This is a genomic window from Cellulosimicrobium sp. CUA-896 (assembly GCF_001942335.1).
In the GTDB taxonomy this organism is placed as follows: Bacteria; Actinomycetota; Actinomycetes; order Actinomycetales; family Cellulomonadaceae; genus Cellulosimicrobium.
This window is the reverse complement of record NZ_MKKH01000055.1, coordinates 1-22,652: the sequence shown is the minus strand read 5'-3', so window position 1 is coordinate 22,652 and position 22,652 is coordinate 1. Positions and strand designations below refer to the sequence as shown.

The 22,652-nt window shown below is 74.7% G+C and carries 17 protein-coding genes and 10 pseudogenes; 3 read left to right on the top strand and 24 right to left on the bottom strand.

Going from position 1 to position 22,652, the window contains the following annotated elements; all coding sequences use genetic code 11:
• The first annotated feature begins 261 nt into the window (after positions 1–261).
• Entirely contained in the window at positions 262–744 is a 483-nt protein-coding gene (locus BJF88_RS14645; protein ID WP_075829345.1) for a hypothetical protein, read from the top strand.
• A gap of 87 nt (positions 745–831) precedes the next feature.
• Here the strand turns inward: BJF88_RS14645 and pstB are convergent, their stop codons facing one another.
• From pstB to BJF88_RS14615, 7 genes and pseudogenes are all read right to left on the bottom strand, one after another.
• A complete protein-coding gene (pstB, locus tag BJF88_RS14640) occupies positions 832–1,611 on the bottom strand; it encodes a phosphate ABC transporter ATP-binding protein PstB (RefSeq protein ID WP_075829344.1) in 780 nt (259 codons plus the stop codon).
• Positions 1,612–1,703: 92 nt separating this feature from the next.
• Positions 1,704–2,769 (bottom strand): annotated as a pseudogene (gene pstA / locus BJF88_RS14635) (phosphate ABC transporter permease PstA).
• A pseudogene (gene pstC, locus BJF88_RS14630) lies at positions 2,769–3,751 on the bottom strand (phosphate ABC transporter permease subunit PstC). Before pstC ends, pstA begins: the two co-directional pseudogenes overlap by 1 nt.
• 462 nt (positions 3,752–4,213) lie before the next feature.
• Positions 4,214–4,474: pseudogene (locus BJF88_RS23830) on the bottom strand (substrate-binding domain-containing protein); the annotation flags it as partial.
• A gap of 83 nt (positions 4,475–4,557) precedes the next feature.
• Positions 4,558–4,995: pseudogene (locus tag BJF88_RS23825) on the bottom strand (PstS family phosphate ABC transporter substrate-binding protein); the annotation flags it as partial.
• 159 nt (positions 4,996–5,154) lie between these two features.
• Positions 5,155–5,860 (bottom strand): annotated as a pseudogene (locus BJF88_RS14620) (response regulator transcription factor).
• Positions 5,857–7,121, bottom strand: a pseudogene (locus BJF88_RS14615) (sensor histidine kinase). The pseudogenes BJF88_RS14620 and BJF88_RS14615 overlap by 4 nt, the downstream one beginning before the upstream one ends.
• A 238-nt stretch (positions 7,122–7,359) precedes the next feature.
• Here BJF88_RS14615 and phoU point away from each other — a divergent pair.
• On the top strand, positions 7,360–8,043 hold the full coding sequence (gene phoU / locus BJF88_RS14610; protein ID WP_075829343.1) for a phosphate signaling complex protein PhoU: 684 nt from the start codon (positions 7,360–7,362) through the stop codon (positions 8,041–8,043).
• A gap of 74 nt (positions 8,044–8,117) precedes the next feature.
• Here phoU and BJF88_RS14605 read toward each other — a convergent pair whose 3' ends face one another.
• Positions 8,118–8,855, bottom strand: coding sequence for a phosphoglyceromutase (locus BJF88_RS14605; protein ID WP_075829342.1), 738 nt, complete (start codon positions 8,853–8,855; stop codon positions 8,118–8,120).
• Between the two features lie 133 nt (positions 8,856–8,988).
• Between BJF88_RS14605 and BJF88_RS14600 the strand changes: the two genes are divergently transcribed.
• On the top strand, positions 8,989–9,426 hold the full coding sequence (locus tag BJF88_RS14600; RefSeq protein WP_075829341.1) for a nitroreductase family deazaflavin-dependent oxidoreductase: 438 nt from the start codon (positions 8,989–8,991) through the stop codon (positions 9,424–9,426).
• Positions 9,427–9,432: 6 nt separating this feature from the next.
• Here the strand turns inward: BJF88_RS14600 and mshA are convergent, their stop codons facing one another.
• From mshA to BJF88_RS20570, 16 genes and pseudogenes are all read right to left on the bottom strand, one after another.
• Positions 9,433–10,686 (bottom strand): D-inositol-3-phosphate glycosyltransferase, encoded by a 1,254-nt coding sequence (gene mshA / locus BJF88_RS14595; protein WP_075829407.1) that lies wholly within the window; start codon positions 10,684–10,686, stop codon positions 9,433–9,435.
• A 44-nt stretch (positions 10,687–10,730) separates the two neighbouring features.
• The gene (locus BJF88_RS22405) at positions 10,731–11,366 is read right to left on the bottom strand and encodes a beta-propeller fold lactonase family protein (protein WP_075829340.1); all 636 of its coding nucleotides are present in this window, start codon (positions 11,364–11,366) and stop codon (positions 10,731–10,733) included.
• A gap of 92 nt (positions 11,367–11,458) precedes the next feature.
• Positions 11,459–11,971, bottom strand: a pseudogene (locus BJF88_RS23820) (lactonase family protein); the annotation flags it as partial.
• A gap of 135 nt (positions 11,972–12,106) precedes the next feature.
• Entirely contained in the window at positions 12,107–12,436 is a 330-nt protein-coding gene (locus tag BJF88_RS14580; RefSeq protein ID WP_075829406.1) for an Lsr2 family protein, read from the bottom strand.
• Positions 12,437–12,552: 116 nt separating this feature from the next.
• Positions 12,553–12,765, bottom strand: a complete 213-nt coding sequence (locus BJF88_RS14575; RefSeq protein ID WP_075829339.1) for a hypothetical protein — start codon at positions 12,763–12,765, stop codon at positions 12,553–12,555.
• Positions 12,762–14,246: a lysine--tRNA ligase gene (gene lysS, locus BJF88_RS14570; protein ID WP_075829405.1), complete on the bottom strand. Its 1,485-nt coding sequence runs from the start codon at positions 14,244–14,246 to the stop codon at positions 12,762–12,764. The genes BJF88_RS14575 and lysS overlap by 4 nt, the downstream gene beginning before the upstream one ends.
• An 89-nt stretch (positions 14,247–14,335) precedes the next feature.
• Positions 14,336–15,334 carry a carboxylating nicotinate-nucleotide diphosphorylase gene (gene nadC / locus BJF88_RS14565; protein ID WP_075829338.1) on the bottom strand — a complete coding sequence of 333 codons (999 nt, stop codon included), beginning with the start codon at positions 15,332–15,334 and terminating at the stop codon, positions 14,336–14,338.
• 35 nt (positions 15,335–15,369) lie between these two features.
• Positions 15,370–17,040, bottom strand: a complete 1,671-nt coding sequence (locus BJF88_RS14560; RefSeq protein WP_075829337.1) for an L-aspartate oxidase — start codon at positions 17,038–17,040, stop codon at positions 15,370–15,372.
• Positions 17,037–17,474 (bottom strand): aspartate 1-decarboxylase, encoded by a 438-nt coding sequence (gene panD, locus BJF88_RS14555; RefSeq protein ID WP_075829404.1) that lies wholly within the window; start codon positions 17,472–17,474, stop codon positions 17,037–17,039. The genes BJF88_RS14560 and panD overlap by 4 nt, the downstream gene beginning before the upstream one ends.
• Positions 17,475–17,562: 88 nt before the next feature.
• Positions 17,563–18,548, bottom strand: a pseudogene (panC, locus tag BJF88_RS14550) (pantoate--beta-alanine ligase).
• Positions 18,545–19,518, bottom strand: a pseudogene (locus BJF88_RS14545) (Rossmann-like and DUF2520 domain-containing protein). The pseudogenes panC and BJF88_RS14545 overlap by 4 nt, the downstream one beginning before the upstream one ends.
• Positions 19,515–20,384, bottom strand: coding sequence for a PH domain-containing protein (locus BJF88_RS22400; RefSeq protein WP_075829336.1), 870 nt, complete (start codon positions 20,382–20,384; stop codon positions 19,515–19,517). The pseudogene BJF88_RS14545 and the gene BJF88_RS22400 overlap by 4 nt, the downstream one beginning before the upstream one ends.
• 11 nt (positions 20,385–20,395) lie before the next feature.
• Positions 20,396–21,124, bottom strand: a complete 729-nt coding sequence (locus BJF88_RS22395) for a PH domain-containing protein (RefSeq protein WP_075829335.1) — start codon at positions 21,122–21,124, stop codon at positions 20,396–20,398.
• Positions 21,121–21,657: a PH domain-containing protein gene (locus BJF88_RS14530; protein ID WP_075829334.1), complete on the bottom strand. Its 537-nt coding sequence runs from the start codon at positions 21,655–21,657 to the stop codon at positions 21,121–21,123. The genes BJF88_RS22395 and BJF88_RS14530 overlap by 4 nt, the downstream gene beginning before the upstream one ends.
• A 55-nt stretch (positions 21,658–21,712) precedes the next feature.
• Positions 21,713–22,219 carry a DUF3180 domain-containing protein gene (locus BJF88_RS14525; protein WP_075829403.1) on the bottom strand — a complete coding sequence of 169 codons (507 nt, stop codon included), beginning with the start codon at positions 22,217–22,219 and terminating at the stop codon, positions 21,713–21,715.
• A pseudogene (locus tag BJF88_RS20570) lies at positions 22,219–22,652 on the bottom strand (hypothetical protein); the annotation flags it as partial. The pseudogene BJF88_RS20570 and the gene BJF88_RS14525, both read right to left, overlap by 1 nt.

The window sequence follows — 22,652 nt, the reverse complement described above, 5'->3', positions numbered from 1 at the left end:
CCCCCGCGAGGCCCGTCCCCGCAGGTCAGCCAGCGTGTCCTCCCCCGTCGCGAACCGACCCCGCGCGCCCGCCCGACGAGCTCCCGACGGCCTCCCGACGGCCTCGCGACGGCCTGCCCAGGTCCTCGCGGCACCACCCGTTCGGCGCACGGCGTGACGCCGCTCACGGCACCGGCCCGCGCGCGGCGGCGAGCCGCCCACGAGCCCCCGACGCACTAGGCTGGGGCCGACAAGATCGCCCCTCGCGCCCCTGGAGAGCACGTGACCCGCACCACGACCACCCGAGCAGCCCGGACCCTGCGGTTCTGGGCGGTCCCCGTCGTCGTCGCGGGAGTGGCCGTCACGGCCGCGTGCGCCCCGATCGAGACCACGCGGCCGTACTCGCCCTCCGACGGCCTGCGCGTCGACCTCACGGACGACCTGCGTGCGGTCAACCTGCTCATGATCACCGCCGCCGAGGGCAAGCCGGGCACGCTCGTGGGCGCGTTCGCGAACGACTCGCGCGAGGACGTGGAGTTCGAGATCGCTCCGGAGGGCGGGGCCGCGCTCTCGATCCCGGTCGACGCCGGCGACGCCGTGTACCTCGGCGCGGACGACGGCTTCGACGCCCAGCTCGGCAGCGTGCCGGAGCCTCCCGGCGGCGTCCTGCCGATGACCGTCCGGGTCAGCACCGGGGAGGAGAAGACGGTGCCCGTCCCCGTCGTCGACGGCACGCTCGAGGAGTACGCCCCCTACGTCCCCTGACGTCCCCGCCACGCACGACGGCGCCGCACCCCGTCGGGGGGCGCGCGTCGTCGTCCGTGCGGCCCGTGCGAGGCCGGCCGCCGGCGGTCAGCCGAAGCGACCGGAGATGTAGTCCTCGGTCGCCTGCTCCGACGGCGAGGAGAACATCGTCGCGGTGTCGTCCATCTCGATCAGGCGGCCGGGCTTGCCCGTGCCCGCGATGTTGAAGAACGCCGTGCGGTCGCTCACGCGCGCCGCCTGCTGCATGTTGTGGGTGACGATGACGATCGTGTACTGGTCCTTGAGGTCCGCGATGAGGTCCTCGATGGCCAGGGTGGAGATCGGGTCGAGGGCGGAGCAGGGCTCGTCCATGAGGAGGACCTGCGGCTTCACCGCGATCGCGCGCGCGATGCACAGACGCTGCTGCTGACCGCCCGAGAGGCCCGAGCCGGGCCGGTCGAGGCGGTCCTTGACCTCGTTCCACAGGTTCGCGCCGTGCAGCGAGGACTCGACGAGCTCGTCGGCGTCCTTGCGCGACATGCGCTTGTTGTTGAGCTTCACGCCCGCCAGCACGTTCTCCCGGATCGACATGGTGGGGAACGGGTTGGGCCGCTGGAAGACCATGCCCACCTGACGGCGCACGGCGACCGGGTCGACGTCGTTGCCGTACAGGTCGACGCCCTCCATGGCCACGGTGCCCTCGACCCGCGCGCCGGGGATGACCTCGTGCATGCGGTTCAGCGTCCGCAGGAACGTCGACTTGCCGCAGCCCGACGGGCCGATGAAGGCCGTCACCGACTTCGCCTCGATCGTCATGCTGACGTCCTGCACGGCGAGGAAGTCGCCGTAGTAGATGTTGAGGTCCTTGACGTCGATGCGGTTGCTCATGGCGTGGGGTCCTTCCGGGGTCCCGGCGGCCGGTCCGGCCGACCGTCGAGGGGTCGAGGGGTCGCCGCCGGTGCGGGCGGCTGCCGACGTGCTCATCGGGTCTTCCTGGGCGAGAACCAGCGGCTGACCAGGCGTGCCGCCAGGTTGAGGAGCATGACGATGATGATGAGGGTGAGCGCGGCCGCCCAGGCGCGGTCGACGCCCGTGCCGCCCTGCGCCCACTGGCGGTAGGCGAACACGGGCAGCGTGGCCATGCGGCCGTCGAACAGGTCCCAGTTGACCGAGTTGACGAGGCCGATGGTCAGCAGCAGCGGTGCGGTCTCGCCGATGACCCGCGCGACGGCGAGCATGACGCCGGTGACGATGCCGGCCATGGACGTGGGCAGGACGACCTTGACGATGGTCAGCCACTTCGGCACGCCCAGCGGCGAGGGACGCCTCGCGCAGCTCGTTCGGCACCAGGCGCAGCATCTCCTCGACGGAGCGGATGACGACCGGCGTCATGAGCACGGCGAGCGCGACGGCGCCCATGATCCCCGCGCGGTACGCCGGGCCGAAGATCAGCGTGAACAGCGCGAAGGCGAACAGGCCGGCGACGATCGAGGGGATGCCCGTCATGACGTCGACGAGGAACGTGATGCCGCGGGCGAGGTGGCCGCGCCCGTACTCGACGAGGTAGATCGCCGTGAGGATGCCCAGCGGGACGGCGATGACCGCGCACGCCAGGGTGACGAGCAGCGTCCCGATGATCGCGTGGTAGACCCCGCCGCTCGTCATCGAGCCGTAGACGCCCATCATGTCCGTGCTGAGGAAGTCCCAGCCGAACCGGGTCGCCCCGTAGGACACCACGGTCCACACGAGCGAGACGAGCGGGATCATGGCGAGGAGGAACGCGAAGGTGACGAGCGTGGTGGCGAGGCGGTCGGCGGCGTAGCGCCCGCCCTCGACCACGCGCGACGTGATCGTCAGGCCGACCGCGTAGACCGCGGCGCCGAGCCCCAGGACGCCGGCGATCGTCGGCCCGCCGAGGACGAGCAGGACGAGGTAGGCGACGACGAGCGAGCCGCCGACGAACGCGTACGGCACCCAGCGCGGCAGCCGCGTGCCGCCCGCGGTGAGCCGCAGGGGTGTCTCCTGCACGGGGGTGGTGGCGGTCATCAGTTGGCTCCCGAGAAGTCCTTGCGGCGCGCGACGATCGCGCGGGCGGCGAAGTTGACGGCGAAGGTGATGACGAACAGGGCCAGGCCGGTGGCGATGAGGACGCTCACCGACATGCCCGACGCCTCGGGGAACTGCGCCGCGATGTTGGCCGCGATGGTCTGGTGCTGGCCCGGCTTCAGGAGGAAGAACGAGTAGAGCAGCCCGGGCGAGATGACCATGAGGACGGCCATCGTCTCGCCGAGCGCGCGCCCCAGGCCGAGCATCGCGGCGCTGATGACGCCGGAGCGGCCGAACGGGATGACGGCCTGGCGGATCATCTCCCACCGCGTCGCGCCGAGGGCGAGCGAGGCCTCCTCGTGCAGCGTCGGCGTCTGGAGGAACACCTCGCGCGAGACCGCCGTGACGATCGGCAGGAGCATGACCGCGAGCACGACGCCCGCCGTCATGATGTTGCGCGCGGGCGCTGGTACCCCTCGAACAGCGGGATGAAGCCCAGCGTCGTCGTCAGCCACTCGAAGAACGGGTCGAGGACCGGCGCCAGCCAGAGCGCGCCCCACAGGCCGAACACGACGGACGGCACGGCGGCGAGCAGGTCGACGAGGTAGCCGAGGCCCTGCGCGAGCCGGCGCGGCGCGTAGTGCGAGATGAACAGCGCGATGCCGACCGAGACGGGGACCGCGAGCAGGAGCGCGAGGATCGACGCCAGGACCGTCCCGAAGACCAGCGGGCCGATGTAGGCGAGCAGGGACCCGCCGGAGAACCACGAGATCTCCGCGAGCTCCTCGGGGCTGGCCGTTAGCGCGGGCCACGCCTCGACGACGAGGAACGCCGCGACGGCGGCGAGCGTGACGAGGATGAGGATGCCCGCGCCGTGCGCGAGCCCGGAGAAGATCTTTCCGCCGAGGCCGGACGTGCGCGTGCCGATGCGTCGCGCGGGGGCGGGCTCCGTGCGCTGCCGGGGTGGGCTGGTGACGCTCACTGGTGCTCCGTCGGGTGTGGGGATGGGTGTGCGGGGGAACCGCCACGAGCGGGCAGAGGACCTCGACGGCCCCCTGCCCGCTCGTGCGCGTGTCAGCCCTGGACGGTGATGCTGTCCAGCGCGGCCTCGACCTCGGCGCGCAGCTCCTCCGAGATCGGGGCGGAGCCGGCGACGTCGGGCTCGGAGCGCGCGCCTGGCCCTCCTCGCTGGCCACGTACCCGAGGTACGCCTTGACGTTGTCCACGTCGGCCTGCTCCTCGTACGTGCCGCACGCGATGGAGTAGGAGATGAGGACGATCGGGTAGCGCCCGACTCGGTCGTCGTGCGGTCGAGCTCGACGACGAGCTGGGTGTCGGTCGCGCTCTCGGCACGGGGCGAGGCGTCGACGACGGCCGCGGCGGCCTCGGGCGAGTACGGCACGTACTCCTCGCCGACCTTGACCGCGACGGTCCCGAGGTCACCGGCGCGCGAGGCGTCGGCGTAGCCGATCGCGCCCTCGGCACCCGTCACCGTGTCGATGAGGCCCTGCGTCTGGGCGCCGGACTGGCCGCCCTCGACCGGCCAGTCGCCGCTCGCCTCGTGCGGCCAGGCGCCGTTCGACGCGGCCGCGAGGTACTCGGTGAAGTTCTCCGTCGTGCCGGACTCGTCGGAGCGGTGCACCGGGATGATGTCGATCGAGGGCAGCTCGACGCCCTCGTTCTCCGCGGCGATCGCCGGGTCGTCCCACGTCGTGATGTCGCCGTTGAAGACCTGGGCGAGCGTCTCGGCGGACATGTTGATGTTCTCGCGTCGACGTCCGGGAGGTTGTAGACGACCGCGATGGGGCTGATGTAGAGCGGGAGCTCGAGGACGTCGCCGCCGTAGCAGCGCTCCTGCGCGTCGGCCAGCTCCTCCTCGTCGAGCGCCGCGTCGGAGCCGGCGAACTGCGTCGCGCCGGCGATGAACTGCTCGCGGCCACCGCCGGAGCCGACGGCGTCGTACGTCACCGTCACGCCGGGGGCCATGTCGTTGAAGCCGGCGATCCAGCCGGCGACGGCGTTCTCCTGCGAGCTGGCGCCCGCACCGGCGAGCTCGCCGCTGAGGTTCTCGAGGTCGGACCCCGACGAGCTCTCGGTGCCACCGGGCTCGGTGTCGGAGCCGTCGGCGCCGTCGGAGCTGCAGGCGGCCAGCGTGAGGGCGAGGGCGCCCGCCACGACCGCGGTACCGGCGCGGGAGATTCGGCTGAGCTTCACGAGTCGATCCATCCTGTTCGAAGCTGTGCGAGGCACCGGCGAGTGCCGGCGACAGCCAGGACGCTAGGAGCGCCGGGTGACGCGCGCGCCGAGTCAGGATGAACGCAGGATGAACAGTGCACAGACGTTGTCCGCGCGCCGCCGAGGGCCCGGCGGGACGCCCCGCGGGGGCTAGGCGGAGCTGTCGCCGTCCGCGATCTTGTAGCCGAGGCCGCGCACGGTGAGCAGGAAGCGCGGGGTCGCGGGCTCGGGCTCGATCTTGGAGCGGATGCGCTTGACGTGCACGTCGAGCGTCTTCGTGTCGCCGACGTAGTCCGTGCCCCACACCCGGTCGATGAGCTGCCCGCGGGTGAGCACGCGCCCCGCGTTGCGCAGCAGCAGCTCGAGCAGCTCGAACTCCTTGAGCGGGAACGCGACGGCGGCCCCGTCCACCGTGACCGTGTGGCGTTCGACGTCCATGCGGACGGGCCCGACCTCGAGCGTGCCGTCCTCCTCCGCCTCCCCCCGTGGCCTCCCCGCCCTTGCGCCGCAGGACGGCGCGCACGCGGGCGAGGAGCTCGCGGAACGAGTACGGCTTCGTCACGTAGTCGTCGGCGCCGAGCTCGAGGCCCACGACCTTGTCGATCTCCGAGTCCTTCGCGGTGAGCATGATGACCGGGACGTCCCCGCGCTGGCGCAGCTCGCGGCACACCTCGGTGCCGCTGAGCCCGGGCAGCATGAGGTCGAGCAGGACCAGGTCCGCCCCCATGGCGTCGAAGTGCTCGAGCGCCTCGGTCCCCGTGGCCGCCTCCACCACGTCGAACCCCTCGCGCCGCAGCTGGTACGTCAGCGGGTCCCGGTACGACTCCTCGTCCTCCACCACCAGGATGCGCGTCACGCGTCCACCTCCTTGCTCCGTGCCTCGTCCGTGCTCTGGTCCCGCTGGTCCTGGTCCTGGTCGCGCTCCGGGCCGTCCCGGCCCGTCGCGACCGGTGCGCCGTCGGCCGGCGGGCGGCCCTGCCCGCCCCCGGGCTCGGGGCGGCGCTCCGCGGCGGGGACGCGGATGGTGAAGGTCGACCCTCGTCCGGGCTCCGACCACATCGTCACCTCGCCGCCGTGGTCGGCCGCGACGTGCTTGACGATGCTCAGCCCGAGCCCCGTGCCCCCGGTGTCGCGCGACCGCGCCGGGTCGACGCGGTAGAAGCGCTCGAAGACGCGCGCCTGCTCGTCGGCCGCGATCCCGATGCCCTGGTCGACGACGGCGATCTCGACGAGCTCCCCGGCGCGGCTCACGCCGACGCCGACGCGCGTGTTCTCCCCGGAGTAGGCGACCGCGTTGTCGAGGAGGTTGCGCACCGCCGTGACGAGCAGGGCGTGGTCGCCGTACACCGCGGCGTCGAGGTCGCCACCCGTGGTGAGCGTGATGCCCTTGCCCTGCGCCGTCGTGCGGGCGCGGTCGACGGCCTCGTCGACCACGCCCCGCACGGGCACGACGGTGACCTCCTGGAGCGCGCCCGCGACCTGCAGGCGCGAGAGCTCGATGATCTCGTGCACGAGCGCCGACAGCCGGGTCGCCTCGGCGTGCATGCGCGAGGCGAACCTGCGCACGGCGACCGGGTCGTCGGCGGCGTCCTGCACGGTCTCGGCGAGCAGCGCGAGCGCACCGACCGGCGTCTTGAGCTCGTGGGAGACGTTGACGACGAAGTCGCGCCGGATCGCCTCGACGCGGCGGGCCTCGGTGCGGTCCTCGGCGAGGACCAGCACGTGCTCGGGCCCCACCTGGGCGACGCGGACCTGGAGCATCACCGTGCCGCGCCCCACGGGCCCGCGCGGGAGCTCGAGCTCCTCGTCGCGGATCACGCCGTCGCGGCGCACGTCGTCGATCATGTCGCGGATCGCGGCGTGCGCGACCATGTCGCCGCGGACGACGCCCAGCGCGTACGCGGGCGGGCTCGCGCGCACGACGTCGCCCTCGTCGTCCAGCACGACGGCCGCCGAGCGGAGCACCGCGAGGACGCGCACGAGACCCTCGTCGAGCTCGCGCGCGGCTCGGCGGGGGCGCGCTTCTGCTCGCGCTCGCTCAGGCGGAACGCGACCGCCGCGACGACACCCACGACCACGCCCACGATGCCCGCGAGCAGCACGGTCGCGCCTCCGATGAGGCTCTCGGCTTCCACGTGCCCAGCCTACGGTCGGCGCGGGCGCGTCCCGGCCGGACGGACCGCCGCCCCGGGACGCGGCGCCAAGAGTTCACCTCGCGGCGCACTGCCGTTCACCGCGCGGACCACCACGTTTGCGAGGCTGGCGCGAGCCGACGACGCACCCGCCCGCCCGGGCGGCCAGGTGCGCGACGGGCGGGCCCGCCGGGTGCCGCCCGGTCATGACGAGAGGGATGCGATGCGGGAGATCTTCGAGGCCGAGCTGAAGCAGGTCGGGGACGACCTGACCGAGATGAGCCGGCTGGTGGAGTCCGCGATCAGCCGCGCGGGCCAGGCGCTGCTCACGGCGGACCTGCAGCTCGCGCAGCAGGTCATCGCGGCGGACCACGCCATCGACACGCTCGAGCGCGCGCTCGACGAGCGGTGCGTGCTGCTCCTCGCGCAGCAGCAGCCGGTCGCGACCGACCTCCGCGTCGTCGTCAGCGCGCTCCGGATGAGCGCGACCCTCGAGCGCATGGGCGACCTCGCCCGGCACATCGCCCAGGTCGCCCGCGGGCGCTACCCCGCGCGGGCGATCGCGCCGTCCGTGCACCGCACGTTCGAGCAGATGAACGAGGCCGCCGACCGCGTCGCGCGACGCACGACGACGCTGCTCACGACCCGCGACCTCACCGTCGCGGCCAACATCGAGCGCGACGACGACCTGCTGGACCACCTCCACCAGGACACGTTCACGGCGCTCCTCGACAGCTCCTGGTCGGGGACCGCGCAGGAGACGATCGACGTCACGCTCGTGGGCCGCTACTACGAGCGGTTCGGCGACCACGGCGTCTCGATCGCCAAGCGCGTGACGTACCTCGTCACGGGCGACTTCGCCGACGACCGCGGCGCGCCCACGGGTCAGGCGCGCGCCAGCGTCTGACCACCCCGACGACGAAGGAGGCGCGGATGGTCGATCCGCGCCTCCTTCGTGCTGTCACGCCCTGGTGACCAGAGTCAGCGGCCCTGCGCCGCGACCGCGGCGGCGGCCTCCTTCGCGGCCTCGGGGTCGAGGTAGCGACCGCCGCGCGTGACGGGCTTCAGGTCCTCGTCGAGCTCGTAGAGCAGCGGGATGCCCGTGGGGATGTTCAGGCCCGCGATGTCGTCGTCCGAGATGCCGTCGAGGTGCTTGACGAGCGCGCGCAGCGAGTTGCCGTGCGCCGCGACGAGCACGGTCTTGCCGGCCCGCAGGTCGGGGACGATCTCGCCCTCCCAGTACGGCAGCGCGCGCTCGAGGACGTCCTTGAGGCACTCCGTGCGCACGACGGGCGCGTCCGCGTAGCGGGGGTCGGCGTCCTGCGAGAACTCGGAGCCGAGCTCGATCTCGGGCGGCGGCACGTCGTAGGAGCGGCGCCAGAGCATGAACTGCTCCTCGCCGAACTCCTCGAGCGTCTGCTTCTTGTTCTTGCCCTGCAGCGCGCCGTAGTGGCGCTCGTTGAGACGCCACGAGCGCTTGACCGGGATCCAGTGGCGGTCGGCCACGTCGAGCGCGAGGTTCGCGGTCGAGATCGCGCGGCGCAGCAGCGACGTGTGGACGACGTCGGGCGCGATCTGCGACTCGCCGAGGAGCACGCCGCCGCGCTTCGCCTCCTCGACGCCCTTCTCCGACAGCGCCACGTCCACCCAGCCGGTGAACAGGTTCTTCGCGTTCCAGTCGCTCTCGCCGTGGCGGAGCAGCACGAGGGTGTAGGTCATGCCTCCATCCTGCCGCACCCCTCGTGCCCGCGGCACGCGCGTCCCACGTCGTGGTGGCCGTCCCGGGCAGGACGGCGGAGGCCCGGCCCGCGGACGACGGGAATCACCGCGCCCGGCCGGTGGTTCCCCCGGCATGCCGATCCACGGAGAGTACGCACCCAGCACGAGCGACTGGGCCCGCCGGCAGGCCGAGCGGTACGAGGAGTCCGGGGGCACCGAGGCGACGACGCTGCGCGGCATGCCCGTCGTCGTCCTGACGACGCTCGGCCGCCGCACCGGCAAGGTCCGCAAGACGCCCCTGATGCGCGTCGAGCACGACGGCGCCTACGCGGTCGTGGCGTCGCTCGGCGGCGCGCCGCAGCACCCGGTCTGGTACCACAACGTCGTCGCCCACCCGCGCGTCGAGCTCCAGGACGGCCCGGAGCGGCACGAGTACGTCGCCCGCGAGGTCGACGGCGCCGAGCGCGAGACGTGGTGGGAGCGCGCCGTCGCGGCCTACCCGCCGTACGCGGACTACCAGGAGAAGACGTCGCGCCGGATCCCCGTCCTCGTCCTCGAGCGCGCGGGCTGACGCCGCTCAGCGCGCGGCGCGCACCTTCTTCGCCTGCGCGTAGACGTCGAGCATCCGCAGCGCGGCCTCGTCCCAGCCGAGCCGCTGGCTGACGCGCCGCGCGCCGACGCCGAGCGCGTCCCGGCGTGCGTCGTCGGCGAGGAGGTCGCCGAGCTCACGCGCCCACGTCGCCGGGTCGTGGCCGGGCACGAGGACACCGGAGACGCCGTCCTCGACCACCGAGAGCAGCCCGCCGACGGCGGCCGCGACGACGGGCGTCCCGCTCGCCTGGGCCTCGGCGGCCACGAGCCCGAACGACTCGTTGTGCGACGGGACCGCCACCACGTCGGCCGCCCGGTAGTAGCGCACGAGCTCCTCCCGCGGGACCGGCGGACGCGTGACCACGCGGTCCGCGACCCCGGCCTGGTACGCGAGCGCCTCGAGCTCGCGCACGGCCGTCGGGCGGCCGCTGGGGCCGCCGAGCACGACCAGCGTGGGGACGGGCCCGCCGCGCTCGGCGAGCGCACCGAGCGCGCGCACCAGCAGGTCCGGCGCCTTGAGGGGCTGCACGCGACCCGCGAAGAGGACGACCCCGCCGTCGAGCGGCAGGTCGAGCTCCGCGCGCACGGCGCGGCGTCGCGCCGCCCGCGCGGCCGGGTCACCGGACGGCGCGGGGCCCGGCGAGAACAGGTCCAGGTCGACCCCCGGTGGCACCACGTGCACGCGCGCGGGGTCGGCCGCGTAGTCGCGCACGAGGTCCTGGGCCTCGGCGTCGGTGCTCGCGACGAGCGCGTCGGACTCCGCGACCACCTGCTCCTCGCCGATGATCCTGCCCAGCGGCTCGGGCGCGTCGCCGGGCGCGAGCGCCGCGTTCTTCACGCGCGCGAGCGTGTGCATCGTGTGCACGAGGGGCACGTCCCAGCGGTCGGCGGCGAGCCAGCCGACCTGCCCCGACAACCAGTAGTGGGTGTGCACGACGTCGTACCAGCCCACGTGCCGGTGCGCCTCAGCCCGCAGCACGCCGGCGGTGAACGCGCAGAGCTGCCCCGGCAGGTCGTTCTTGTCGAGGCCCTCGAACGGACCCGCGACGACGTGGCGCACCGTCACGCCCTCCGCCACCTCGACGCACGCCTCCTGCGCGGACGACGTGGCGCGGGTGAAGATCTCGACCTGCGCCCCGTGCCGGGCGAGCGCGCGGGAGAGCTCGGTCACGTAGACGTTCATGCCACCCGCGTCCCCCGTGCCCGGCTGGTCGAGCGGCGAGGTGTGGACGGACAGCATGGCCACGCGCAGGTCGGCCGCCGGCGACGGCGTGCGGTCGTCCCTCACGCGCGGGGCACTTCCACGACGCAGGCCGGGGCCGGCAGGGCGAGGACGTCCAGCACCTCGCCCGCGCCGTCGGCGCGTGCGACACGCAGCAGCGCGAGGTTCGACGTCGGTCCGTCGCCGTCGCGGGCGCCCGGGTCGTCGTGCTGGTTCGCGACGACGACGAGGTCGTGGGTGCGTGCCCCGTGGTCTCCACCGGCCACGCCCCCCGCGGCGGCGGCGGCGTCGGCGGCGTCGGCGGCGTCGGTGGCGTCGGTGGGGGTCAGCACCGCGAAGTGCCGCGGCCAGGCGCCGCCGACGGGCGTGTCGGCGAGGTGCTCGAGCGTGGGCGCGCCTCCGTCGGGCGCGGGCACGACGGCGTGGACCGCGAGCACGTCCGACCCGCGCACGGCGGCGAGGACGCGGTCGCCGTCGGGCGTGACCTCGACGTGCGAGGGCTGGTGTCGCACACCCTGCGGCGCGACGGCGCGCGTGACGTCGTAGCGCGCCACGACGTCGTACGAGCCGTCAGGCCCCGGTGCGAGGACGAACAGGGCCGGGTCGAGCTCGCCGACGACGACGAGGTACCCGCCGGGAAGCACGCCCACGTGGCGCGGGCCCGTGCCCGGCGGCAGCGTCGCGGCGACGCGCGCCATACCGCTCGTGGGCGTCCGCGCGTCCCTCCGGGACCGTCGGCCGCGACGTCGTGCCGGCGCAGCTCGTCCGTACCGAGGTCCGACACGAGCACACCGCCGCGGCCGTCGTCGAGGACGAAGTGGGCGTGCGGGCCCTCCTGACGCTCGGGGTCCGGTCCGGTGCCGGAGTGCCCCTGCGGACGGACCGGCCCGGCGAGGGCACCGGAGTCGTCGGTGGGGACGACGCCCAGGACGCCGTCGCCGTAGTTCGCGACGAGCACGTCGTGGGTGCGCGCGAGCACGTGACACGGGAGCGCACCCCCGCTGGGGACGGCGCTGCCGCGAGGTGCGAGCCCGCCGTCCGCGTCGACGTCGAACGCGGTCACGCTCCCGTCCTCCGTCTCGTCGACGGCGTACAGCACGCTGCCCGGCGCGCGCCCCGGTGTCGACGGCGCGAGGGCGAGGAACGAGGGCGAGGACGTCGCGACGGCGAGACGTCCTGCGGTGAACGTCCCGCCCGTGCCGCCGTCGGTGACCTCGAGCTCGACGCGCCACACGCCCTCGCCGCCGTCCGCCGCGGGGTGCGGGTAGGTGCCGATCCACAGGGAGCGCGTCGCGACGGTCATGGCACGAGCCTAAGTCTCGCGCGCCCGCCCGCCGGACGACGCGGGGCGCCCGCGCGACGGTCGTCGGACCGTCGTGCGAGCGCCCCGCGTCGTGGAAGGTGCTCCTGGGAGAGGTCGTGCTCCGGGAAGCCCGGGTCAGTGCGCCGCGTCGTACGCGGTCTGGATCTCCTGCGAGATGCGGCCCCGGTCGTTCACCTGGTAGCCGTTCTCGCGCGCCCACTCACGGATCTCCGTGGCGCGCGCCGCGCCGGCGCTCCGCCCGCGGCGGGTCGGCTTGGAGGACGGCCGCGAGGACACCTTTCGCGCGTTCCCGACCCACGTCGCCATCGCGTCGCGCAGGTCCTGCGCGTTCTTCGTGCTGAGGTCGATCTCGTAGGAGACACCGTCGAGCGCGAAGGTCACGGTCTCGTCGGCCGCTCCCCCGTCGATGTCGTCCACGAGAATTACCTGGACTTTCTGGGCCACTGTGGTTTCCTCACGCTTCACCGGAATGAGATTGCCCTGTCAGGATGCCAGCGGTCAACAACCGCGTCAATTGACACGACGGGTGGCGGTGGAAAATTCGGGAAGCGGCGCCGCAGTTATGCGTCGGCTTTTCGCTCCCGGTCGTCGCGCGGCGCGTCCGCGGGCGATTCCTCGGAACGGTCCGGGCGCCGTTCCTCGGCGTCCAGGCGCGCGAGCGCGGCGCGCTCGTTGCGGTCCGCGCGGACGATGTAGCGCATCGCGACCCAGAACAGCAGGCCGACGCCGACCGACGGGACCAGGGCGGCGAGGACGGGCAGCACGTCGTTCACGCGTCCTCCCCCCGGTCCGTCGCCTGGGCGGGCTTCACCAGCGGGAAGAGGATCGTCTCCCGGATGCCGTGGCCCGTCAGGGCCATGAGCAGCCGGTCCAGGCCCATGCCCATGCCGCCCGACGGCGGCATCGCGTGCTCCATCGCGGTGAGGAAGTCCTCGTCGAGACGCATCGCCTCGTCGTCCCCCGCCGCGGCGAGCAGCGCCTGCGCCTCGAACCGCTGCCGCTGGACCACCGGGTCGACGAGCTCGGAGTACGCCGTCGCGAGCTCGAAGCCGCGCACGTACAGGTCCCACTTCTCCACGACGCCCGGGATGCTGCGGTGGTCGCGCGTGAGCGGCGACGTCTCCACCGGGAAGTCGCGCACGAACGTGGGCGCGACGAGGCCGTCGCCGACCTGGTGCTCCCACAGCTCCTCGACGAGCTTGCCGTGGCTCGCGCGCTTCGGGTCGTACGCGACCTCGAGCCGGTCGGCGAGCGCCACGAGGTCGGCCACGGGCGTCTCCGGCGTGATCTCCTCGCCGAGCGCCTGCGAGAGCGACCCGTACATCGTGATCGAGTCCCACGTGCCGCCGAGCTCGTACTCCGAGCCGTCCGGCAGCGCGACCGTCGTCGTGCCGAGCGCGTCCTGCGCGGCCGTCTGCACGAGGTCCTGCGTGAGGGACGCCATCGTGTCGTAGTCGCCGTACGCCTCGTACGCCTCGAGCATCGCGAACTCCGGCGAGTGCGTGGAGTCGGCGCCTTCGTTGCGGAAGTTCCGGTTGATCTCGAACACGCGCTCGACACCGCCGACGACGGCCTTCTTGAGAAAGATCTCCGGCGCGATGCGCAGGAACAGGTCCAGGTCATACGCGTTCATGTGCGTCGTGAATGGCCGCGCCGCCGCGCCGGAGGCGACGGTCTGCAGCATCGGCGTCTCCACCTCGAGGTATCCACGGCGGTGGAAGTTGTCGCGCAGGGAGCGCACGACCGCGGCGCGAAAACGCACCATGTCGCGCGCCTCGGGACGCACGATGAGGTCCACGTAACGCTGTCGGACGCGCGATTCCTCGGACAGGTCCTTGTGCAGCACGGGAAGAGGACGCAGCGCCTTCGCGGCGACCTTCCAGGAATCCGCGAAGACGCTCAGCTCACCGCGGCGGGAGCTGATGACGCGGCCGTGCGCGAAGAGGTGGTCGCCGAGGTCGACGTCGGCCTTGAAGTCGGCCAGCGACTCCTCGCCGACCACGGCCTGGCTGAGCATCACCTGCAGCCGTGCACCCTCGCCGTCCTGCAGCGTGACGAAGCACAGCCTGCCCGTGTTGCGCAGGAAGACGACGCGCCCCGCCACGCCGACCTCGTCCTGGGTCTCCTCGCCCGCCTCGAGGTGGGCATAGGAGCCGCGGACCTCGGCGATGGTGTGCGTGCGAGGGACGGAGACGGGGTAGGCCTGCTCGCCCCGCGCGAGGATCCGCTCGCGCTTCTCACGGCGCACCCGCATCTGCTCGGGGACGTCGTCCGCGGCGGGCACGTCGACGACGGGACGCCCGGTCTCGGGCACGGCGGGGTCAGGGGCACCGGCGGGGGAGGTCACACGGGCGATTCTACCGACGACGGCTGGAGGTCCAGCGCGAGGTCGAGGATCGGCGCGGAGTGCGTGAGCGCCCCGACCGAGAGGTAGTCCACGCCGGTCGCGGCGACCTCGCGGGCGCGGTCGAGCGTGAGGTTGCCCGTCGCCTCGAGCTCGACCCGCGCCGGGACGCCGTCGACGCCCTCGCGCGCGCGGACGGCGGCGACCGTCTCGGCGAGCACCGGGGTCGGCATGTTGTCGAGCAGCAGGAAGTCGGCCCCGGCGTCGAGCGCCTCGAGCGCCTGCGCGGTCGTGTCGGCCTCGACCTGCACGAGCACGTCGGGGAAGGTCCGGCGGACCGCGGCGATCGCCGCGCTCACCGACCCGGCCGCGACGACGTGGTTGTCCTTCACCATCGCGACGTCGTACAGGCCCAGGCGCTTGTTCGTCCCGCCACCGGCGCGCACGGCGTACTTCTCCAGCGCGCGCAGGCCCGGCGTCGTCTTGCGCGTGTCGAGCACCTGAGCGCCCGTGCCGTCGAGCGCGCGCGCCCAGGCGCGCGTCGCCGTGGCGACGCCCGACGCTCGGCTCGCGAGGTTGAGCAGCGTGCGCTCGGCGACGAGGATCACCTGCACGGGACCGCTGAGCGCCGCGAGCACGCGGCCGGGGGCGACCGCCTCGCCGTCGCGCGCCGTGAACGTCACCGCGACGCCCGGGAGCCCGAGCCGGTCCGCGACCTGGCGCACGACCTCCTCCACCACGACGAGACCGGCGACGACCCCGTCCGCGCGTGCCACGAGGTGCGCCGTCCCGGTGTCGGACGCCGGGACCGTCGCCTGGGTCGTGACGTCGCGACCGGGTGCGGGCCCGAGGTCCTCGTCGAGCGCGCGGGCGACGGTCGCGGCGACCCACGCGGGGTCGAGGCCGGGCTCGACGTGCGACGGTGCGCCGGGCGCCGCGGTGCCGTGCGCGCCGCCGGGCGCGTCCGCGGGCGTGCCGGCCGTCTCGGGAGTGCTCACGGTCGCCCACGGTATCCCCTGCGCGGGGCGAGCGGTCAGCGCACGACGAGGGCGCCGTCGTCGTCGAGCGACACGACCACGCGGCGCTCCCAGGCGAGCTCCGTCGTCGGGTGGTCGGTGCGGAAGTGCCCGCCGCGGCTCTCCGTCCGGAACGTCGCCGCCGCGGTGAGGGCCGTCGCGACCTGGTGGATGTTCGTCGTCTCCCACTCCGCCGCCTGCGGCTGCGCGACGACGTCGCTCGCCTCGTGCGCGTCGGTGCGGACGGCGGCGAGCCGGGCCGCGGCCCGGGCGAGACCCTCGCCGTCGCGGATGACGCCCGGGCCGGCGGACGCGACCGACTGGATGCGCGAGCGCGCGGCCGCGGCGACCAGCGCGGAGGGGCCCGGTCGCGCGGCGGGCTCGCCGAGCTCCAGGTCGCCGGTCGCGACGCGCTCCGTGATCTCGTGGGCCGCCCGGTGCGCGAACACGAGCCCTTCGAGCAGGGAGTTGGACGCGAGCCGGTTCGCCCCGTGCACACCGGTGCACGCGACCTCGCCGACGGCGTAGAGGCCGTCGAGCGAGGAGCGCCCGTGCAGGTCCGTCACGACGCCACCCGAGTGGTAGTGCTGCGCCGGCGCGACGGGCACGGGCTCCTCGGTCCAGTCGATGCCGTGGTCGGCGAGCCGCTCGGTGATCGTCGGGAAACGGGCGCGCAGGAAGTCCGCGCCGAGGTGCCGGGCGTCGAGCAGCACGTGGTCGGACGCGGTCGCGGCCATCTGCCGCACGATCGCGTGCGCGACGACGTCCCGGGGCGCGAGCTCCGCCATGGGGTGCCGGGCGGGCATGAAGCGGTGGCCCTCGGTGTCGAGGAGGACCGCCCCCTCGCCGCGCACCGCCTCCGAGATGAGCGGGAGCTGGCCCTTCGCGCCGACCCCGAGCCACAGCACGGTGGGGTGGAACTGGACGAACTCGAGGTCGCCGAGCGTCGCCCCCGCGCGCAGCGCCGCGGCGATGCCGTCACCCGTGGCCTGCGGCGGGTTCGTCGACGAGCGGAAGATCTGCCCCACTCCCCCGGTCGCGAGCACGACGGCGCGCGCGAGCGCGGCGCCCACGCCGTCGCGCGTGCCCTCGCCCTTGACGTGCAGCGTCACGCCGCACGCCCGCGGCCGCTCCCCGTCCGGACCGGGCGCGGTCGTGAGCACGTCGAGGACGAGGGCGTTCTCGATCACCTCGATCCCCGGGTCTCCGAGGACCGCGTCGAGCTGCGCGACGAGCGCGCGCGAGATCTCCGCGCCCGTGGCGTCGCCGCCCGCGTGCGCGATCCGGTCGGCGTGGTGGCCGCCCTCGCGCGTGAGCGCGATGTCACCGTTCGCCGCGCGGTCGAAGTTCGCGCCGCGTGCGACGAGCTCGCGGACGCGCTCCGGCCCCTCCGTGACGAGCACCTCGACCGCGACCGGGTCGCACAGGCCGACGCCCGCGACGAGCGTGTCGGCCAGGTGCGCCTCGGGCGAGTCCTCCGGGTGCAGCGCCGCGGCGATGCCGCCCTGCGCCCACACCGTCGACCCCGACGACAGCTCGCCCTTCGTGACGAGCAGGACGCGCGGCACGCGGGTGCGCAGCTCGAGCGCGGCGGTGAGGCCGGCGATCCCGGACCCGACGACGATCGCGTCCGCCGTCGTCGTCCAGCCGGGCTCCGGCGCCGCGAGCGAGCGCGCGAGGGTGCTCACCCGCGGGCGGGCGTCGCGTCGTCCCGGAACGGGGCGAACGGCAGGCCGCTCGCCTCGAGCCCGTGGCCCGCGGGCACCAGGCCGGGCTCGTCGGAGAGCTCGACGATGCGGTTGTCCTCGTCGACGAACACGACGTGCGGCAGGTACGTGCGCGCGTCGGCGTCCGACAGCATGCCGTAGGCGATGAGGATGACGACGTCGCCCGGGCCCACCAGGTGGGCCGCGGCGCCGTTGATGCACACCTGGCCGGAGCCGCGCTCGCCCGGGATGACGTACGTCGTCAGGCGTGCGCCGTTGGTGACGTCGACGACGTCGACCTGCTGGCCCGGGTAGAGGTCCGCGGCGTCGAGCAGGTCGGCGTCCACGGTGATCGAGCCGACGTAGTGCAGGTCGGCCTGCGTCACCGTGGCGCGGTGGATCTTGCCGATCATCATGGGGCGCTGCAGCGACGCCGGGCGGCGCTCGGCGGCAGGACGGGGGCTCGGCGCGGTCACGCGGTTCCTCCAGAAGGGCGTCGTGCGGTCAGGGCTCGACGGACGGCGCCCGGGAGGCGCGTCCCGACGAGCCGATCTCGACGACCGTGTTGTCGATGAGGCGGGTGGTGCCCACGCGTGCCGCCACGAGGAGGAGACCCGGACCGACGGCGTCGGGCGCCAGGTCCTCCACGGTAGTCGGATCCACGAGCACCAGGTAATCCACGTCAACACCGGGAGCCCGCCCGAGGATTCCCCGGGCCGCGGCGAGCACCTCGTCGGCGGGCGCGCCCGCGGACGCGGCGTCGGCGCCCGCGCGCAGGGCCCGGCCGAGCGCCAGGGCGTGCTCGTGCTCCTCCGCCGTCAGGTAGGCGTTGCGTGACGAGCGCGCGAGGCCGTCGGCCTCGCGGACCGTGGGGACGCGAGGACCTCGACGTCGACGTCGAGGTCCGCCACCAGGCGTCGCACCGCGAGCAGCTGCTGGGCGTCCTTGGCACCGAACACCGCGACGTCCGGGCGCACGAGGTGCAGGAGCTTGAGCACGACCGTGAGCACGCCGTCGAAGTGCCCGGGCCGGGACGCGCCCTCGAGCACCGTGCCGATGCGCCCCGACGTCACGCGCACGATCGGGCCGCCGCCCGTCCCGGCCGCCGCGAGGTCCGGGTACATCTCGGCGACCGACGGCGCGAACACGAGGTCCACGCGGGCGTCGGGACCTGCCGCGGCGAGGAGCGCGACGTCGGCCGCGACGTCGCGGGGGTAGCGCTCGAAGTCCTCGCCCGGGCCGAACTGGAGCGGGTTGACGAAGTCCGTGACGACGACCTCGCCGCCCGGGCCGACCTCCTCGCGCGCGCGGCGCACGAGCTCGAGGTGCCCCGCGTGCAGCGCGCCCATCGTCATGACGACGGCGCGGCGGCCGCGGTCGACGGGTGCCCCGTCACGGTCGCGCCCGCCGAGCGCGTCGCGCAGGTCGGCGCGCGTGGTGACGACCCGCGGTGTCGTCGGGGCGGGGTGCTCGGCGGGGCTGGCGGTCATGCAGGGTCCTCCGGCGTCGTGTCGTCGCGGGTGGTGTCGTCACCGAGCGCGCCGTGCACGGCGCGCTCGGCGTCGGCGTCGATGCGGCCGCCCGCGCGGGCACGCCGTGCGGCGGCGCGGCTCAGCGCCGCGTACGACGGCAGGACGTCGTCGCGTCGCTCGTCGCCGCGAGCGCCCGCAGCGCCGCGAGGTGCTCGGCGACGGTGCCGACGTCGCCCCGCGAGACGGGACCGGTGAGCGCGGCGATCGCGCCCGGTCCCCCGCCGGAGCCGGCGTCGGCCGCGCGGGTCGCGCCGTCGAGCGCCGCCGACAGCAGGGGCGCGAGCACCCGGCCGGGCTGCTCGATCCCGGCCGCCTCGAGCGCGTGCGCCGCCTGGGCCACGAGCACGACCAGATGGTTCGCGCCGTGCGCGAGCGCCGCGTGGTACAGCCCGCGCGACTCCTCGGCGACGACGACGGGCTCGCCCCCGACCTCGACCACGAGCGCCTGGCCGATCGGCAGCACCGGCGCGGGCGCCGTGACGGCGAAGGTCGTGCCCTCGAGCCGCGAGAGGTCCAGCGACGTGCCCGTGAACGTCATCGCGGGATGGATCGCCAACGGGATCGCGCCCGCGGCACGGGCCGGGTCGAGCACGCCGGCGCCGTAGCGGCCCGAGGTGTGCACGACGATCTGGCCGGGCTGCCACGCCCCGACGTCGGCGAGGCCGCGCACGAGACCGGGCAGGACGTCGTCGGGCACGGCCAGCAGCGCGAGCTCGGAGCGCTCGACGACGTCCGGCACCTCGAGCACCGGTACGCCGGGCAGGAGCGCCTCGATGCGGTCGCGCGACGCCTCCGAGATGCCGCTCGCGCCGACGACCGCGTGACCCGTCGCGCGCAGCGCGCTGCCGAGGACCGCGCCGACGCGCCCGGCGCCGACGACGCCGACGCCCAGGCGTCCGGGACGGCTGCCCCCGCCGGTCGCGCTCACGCGGTCGCCTCCTCGGGGCGGGCGTCGTCGAGGGGCACCTCGTCCCGTCGCATCCACAGCTCGGGCCCCTGGTGGGCGCGCGCCTCGCGGGCCCGCACGGACTGGGTGTCCAGCAGGCGGGCGGCGTCGTGCGCGTCGAGGTGCCCGGCCTTCGGTGCGATCGGCCCGGGCGTCGAGTGCACCGCGAAGGTCGCGACGTCCAGCCGGCGCTGGAGCGGCCCCTGCTCGAGGCCGAGCGACTGCGTGCGCTCGTGCGGCACGACGACGAGGCTGCGGAAGACGCGGCCCGAGCGGAGCAGGAGCGCACGGTCGGTGACGCTGAAGCCGTTGCGTCGCCAGGAGACGGGGTCGAGCAGTCGCGCGCGTCGCGGGCTCACGACGAAGTGCTCCCCCGCGTCGCGACCGGACAGGCCCTCGTCGAGCAGGGCGCGCGGCTCCGGCGTGCCGAGGTCCGGCAGCACCAGCCAGAGCGCGGCGAGGGCCTCGTCGCGCGTCCCGACCGGCAGCAGCACGCTCTTGGTGTCCGTGCCGTCGCCGCTCACGCCGTACCCGGCGACATTGACGTCGACGCGCCACCAGTCCGGGCCGCGCCAGAACGGACCCTGCTGCAGCCGCACCGCCTGCACGCGGCCGGGCGGGATCGTCTGCGAGCGCGTCTCGAGCAGGCCGTGCCGCAGCCGGACGCCGTCGGGCGAGATGGCGGAGCGGAAGCCGAACTCGCCCGTGAAGCGCTGGAAGAGGTACCCGCCGAACCCGAGCACGGCGGGCAGGGCGCTGAACAGGATGCCGATCTCGCGGGTGCCGACCACCACGCCGACGATCGCGAGGATGCCGAGCGCGAGACCGAGCGTCGCGCCCGACCGCACGAGGGACGCGATCAGGCGGCCGGGCTGGACGGCGGTGACGGGCTGCTCCGGCGCCTCCAGGGGCGCGGCCGGCGTGGGCCCCTCGCCCGCGGCGCCGGAGCCGTGGTCCCGGGGGTCGCCGCCCCGGGCACCGACCCGGGTGCCGCGGCTCCGGGTGCCGCGGCTCCTGACATCCCGGGGCCCTGTGGTGCGGGCCCCTGCGCCCCGGGACCCGACGCGGACGCCCCGCCGGTGGACGAGCCCACCCGGAGCCCGGCCGCGAGCGCGAGCAGCTCGCCCCGGAGCCGGTCGGCGTCGGCCTCCCGGAGGAAGCCCAGCTTCACCCCCGAGTCGCCACCGCCGGCGACCTCGAGCTTGAGCTCGGCGAGCCCGAAGAAGCGGGCCACGAGCGGCTGCACGACGTCGACGGCCTGCAGGCGGTCGAGGCGCGCGCGCCGCTGCTGCCGGAACAGGACCCCGGTGCGCAGGTGCACGGACTCCTCGTCCACGGCGTAGCTCGTCATCCGCCACGCGAGCACGGAGTAGCCGAGGCCGAGCAGACCGATGACGAGGATGCCGAGCAGCACCTGCCACCAGCGGTCGCCCTCGAGGAGGTTCTGCCCCTCGGGCAGCCCGTTGAGCGTCTGCTGCCCGACGACGACGAGCAGGACCGCGATGACCGTCCACCCGCGCACGAGCGGCGTCACGGGGTGGACCCGGTGCCACTGGAGCCCGACGGGCGCGGGCGCCGTCCCGCTCACAGCCCGGCCAGCCGTGCCTCGCCGCGCGACGCGAGCCGGTCGCGCAGGCGCTCCGCCTCGGCGGGCTCGAGGCCGTCGATCGTCGCGTCCGTGGAGGCCGAGGCGGTGTGGAGCTGGATCTGCGCGATGCGCAGGCGCCGGGCGAGCGGGCCGGCCTGGACGTCGACGTACTGCATGCGGCCGTAGGGGACGACGACGAGCGTCCGGAAGAGGATGCCCTTGCGGATGAGCAGGTCGTCGTCGCGCTCCGCGTAGCCGATCGCCCGCACCTGCCGCGGCACGACGAGCGCGGTCCACACGGCGTCGACGACGAGCAGCCCCAGGACGATCCACGGCCACCAGTGGCCGACCAGCACGAGCAGCACGACCGCCGCGACGGCGAGCACCGCGAGCACGATGCCGTTGGACAGCAGCCGGGCCGTCGCCAGACGCGGCGACACCCGCGACCACACGACCCCGGGCGGGTCGAAGGGTCCCGACTGCGGGGCGGGCGAGCCGGGGTGCGGCGCGGTGGGCCGGTCAGCGTCCGTCATGGGTCGATCCTCCCATCCGCACCACGTGACCGGCGCGTCGCGGCGGGTGATCCCCTCAGGCCGTCGTGCTCGCCCCGGGCGTCTCCGGGTCCTCCCGGGTGGCACCGTCCCGCTCGTCGTTCCCGTCCCGTGGCGGCAGCTGGCAGAAGCGCTCCGCGACGAGGCCCGCCACGGCGAGCACGACGGCGCACGCGACCGCCACGCCGGCGGCGACGGCCCGCTCGCGCCGCGGCTCGATCGCGAGGTCCGGCAGCGTGACGAGCACCTGCGCGCCGTACCAGCCGGCGAGCAGCGCGCCCGTGAGCGCCGCGGCCTTCGCGAGCACGAAGGTCCGCGCGGCGCGGATGGCGTCGAGCCCCGGCCGCCGGCCCTTCTGGTAGGCCCGCACCGTCCAGCCGGCCCACAGCACCGCGAGGGCCAGCGCGACGATCGCCACGTCGACGACCCAGGACACCGGAGGCAGGTACGTCCCCGTGCCCTCGAGCGCGCGCACGACGAGCCAACCCGCCACCGCCGTGACGACGGCGACCAGCAGCAGGTTCCGGACCGGGGTGCGTCGCATCACCGCTGCGCGTCGGGGGCCGAGCCGGACACCGGAGGGAAGGGCGGCCACAGCTCCTGCCGCGCCTCGCCCTCCTCGTCCCGTCCCGGGTGCGACGCGCGGTCGTCCTGGGCCGGCTCGTGCGCCACCGGACGCGGGGCGGGGGCACGTCGTGCCCAGCGGGCGCCCGGCGTGCGGCGCCGGCGGCGGGGCGGTGCGTCCGCCACGTGGACGACCTGGTGCAGCGCGGGGTCGGCGAGCGGACCCGGCGCGACCGGCTGCGGGGCGGTCAGCCGGGGAGAACGGCACGCCCCGGACGATGCCGTCGCCGTCGGCGGCCGGGGGCGGCGGGTGCGGGTGCGGGTGGCGGCCGGCGACAGGCCAGGGTCGTCCGGGGCCGGCGGCGTGCACCGGGCTGAACACCGGTGCGGGGACCGGGTGCTCGGACGGCGGC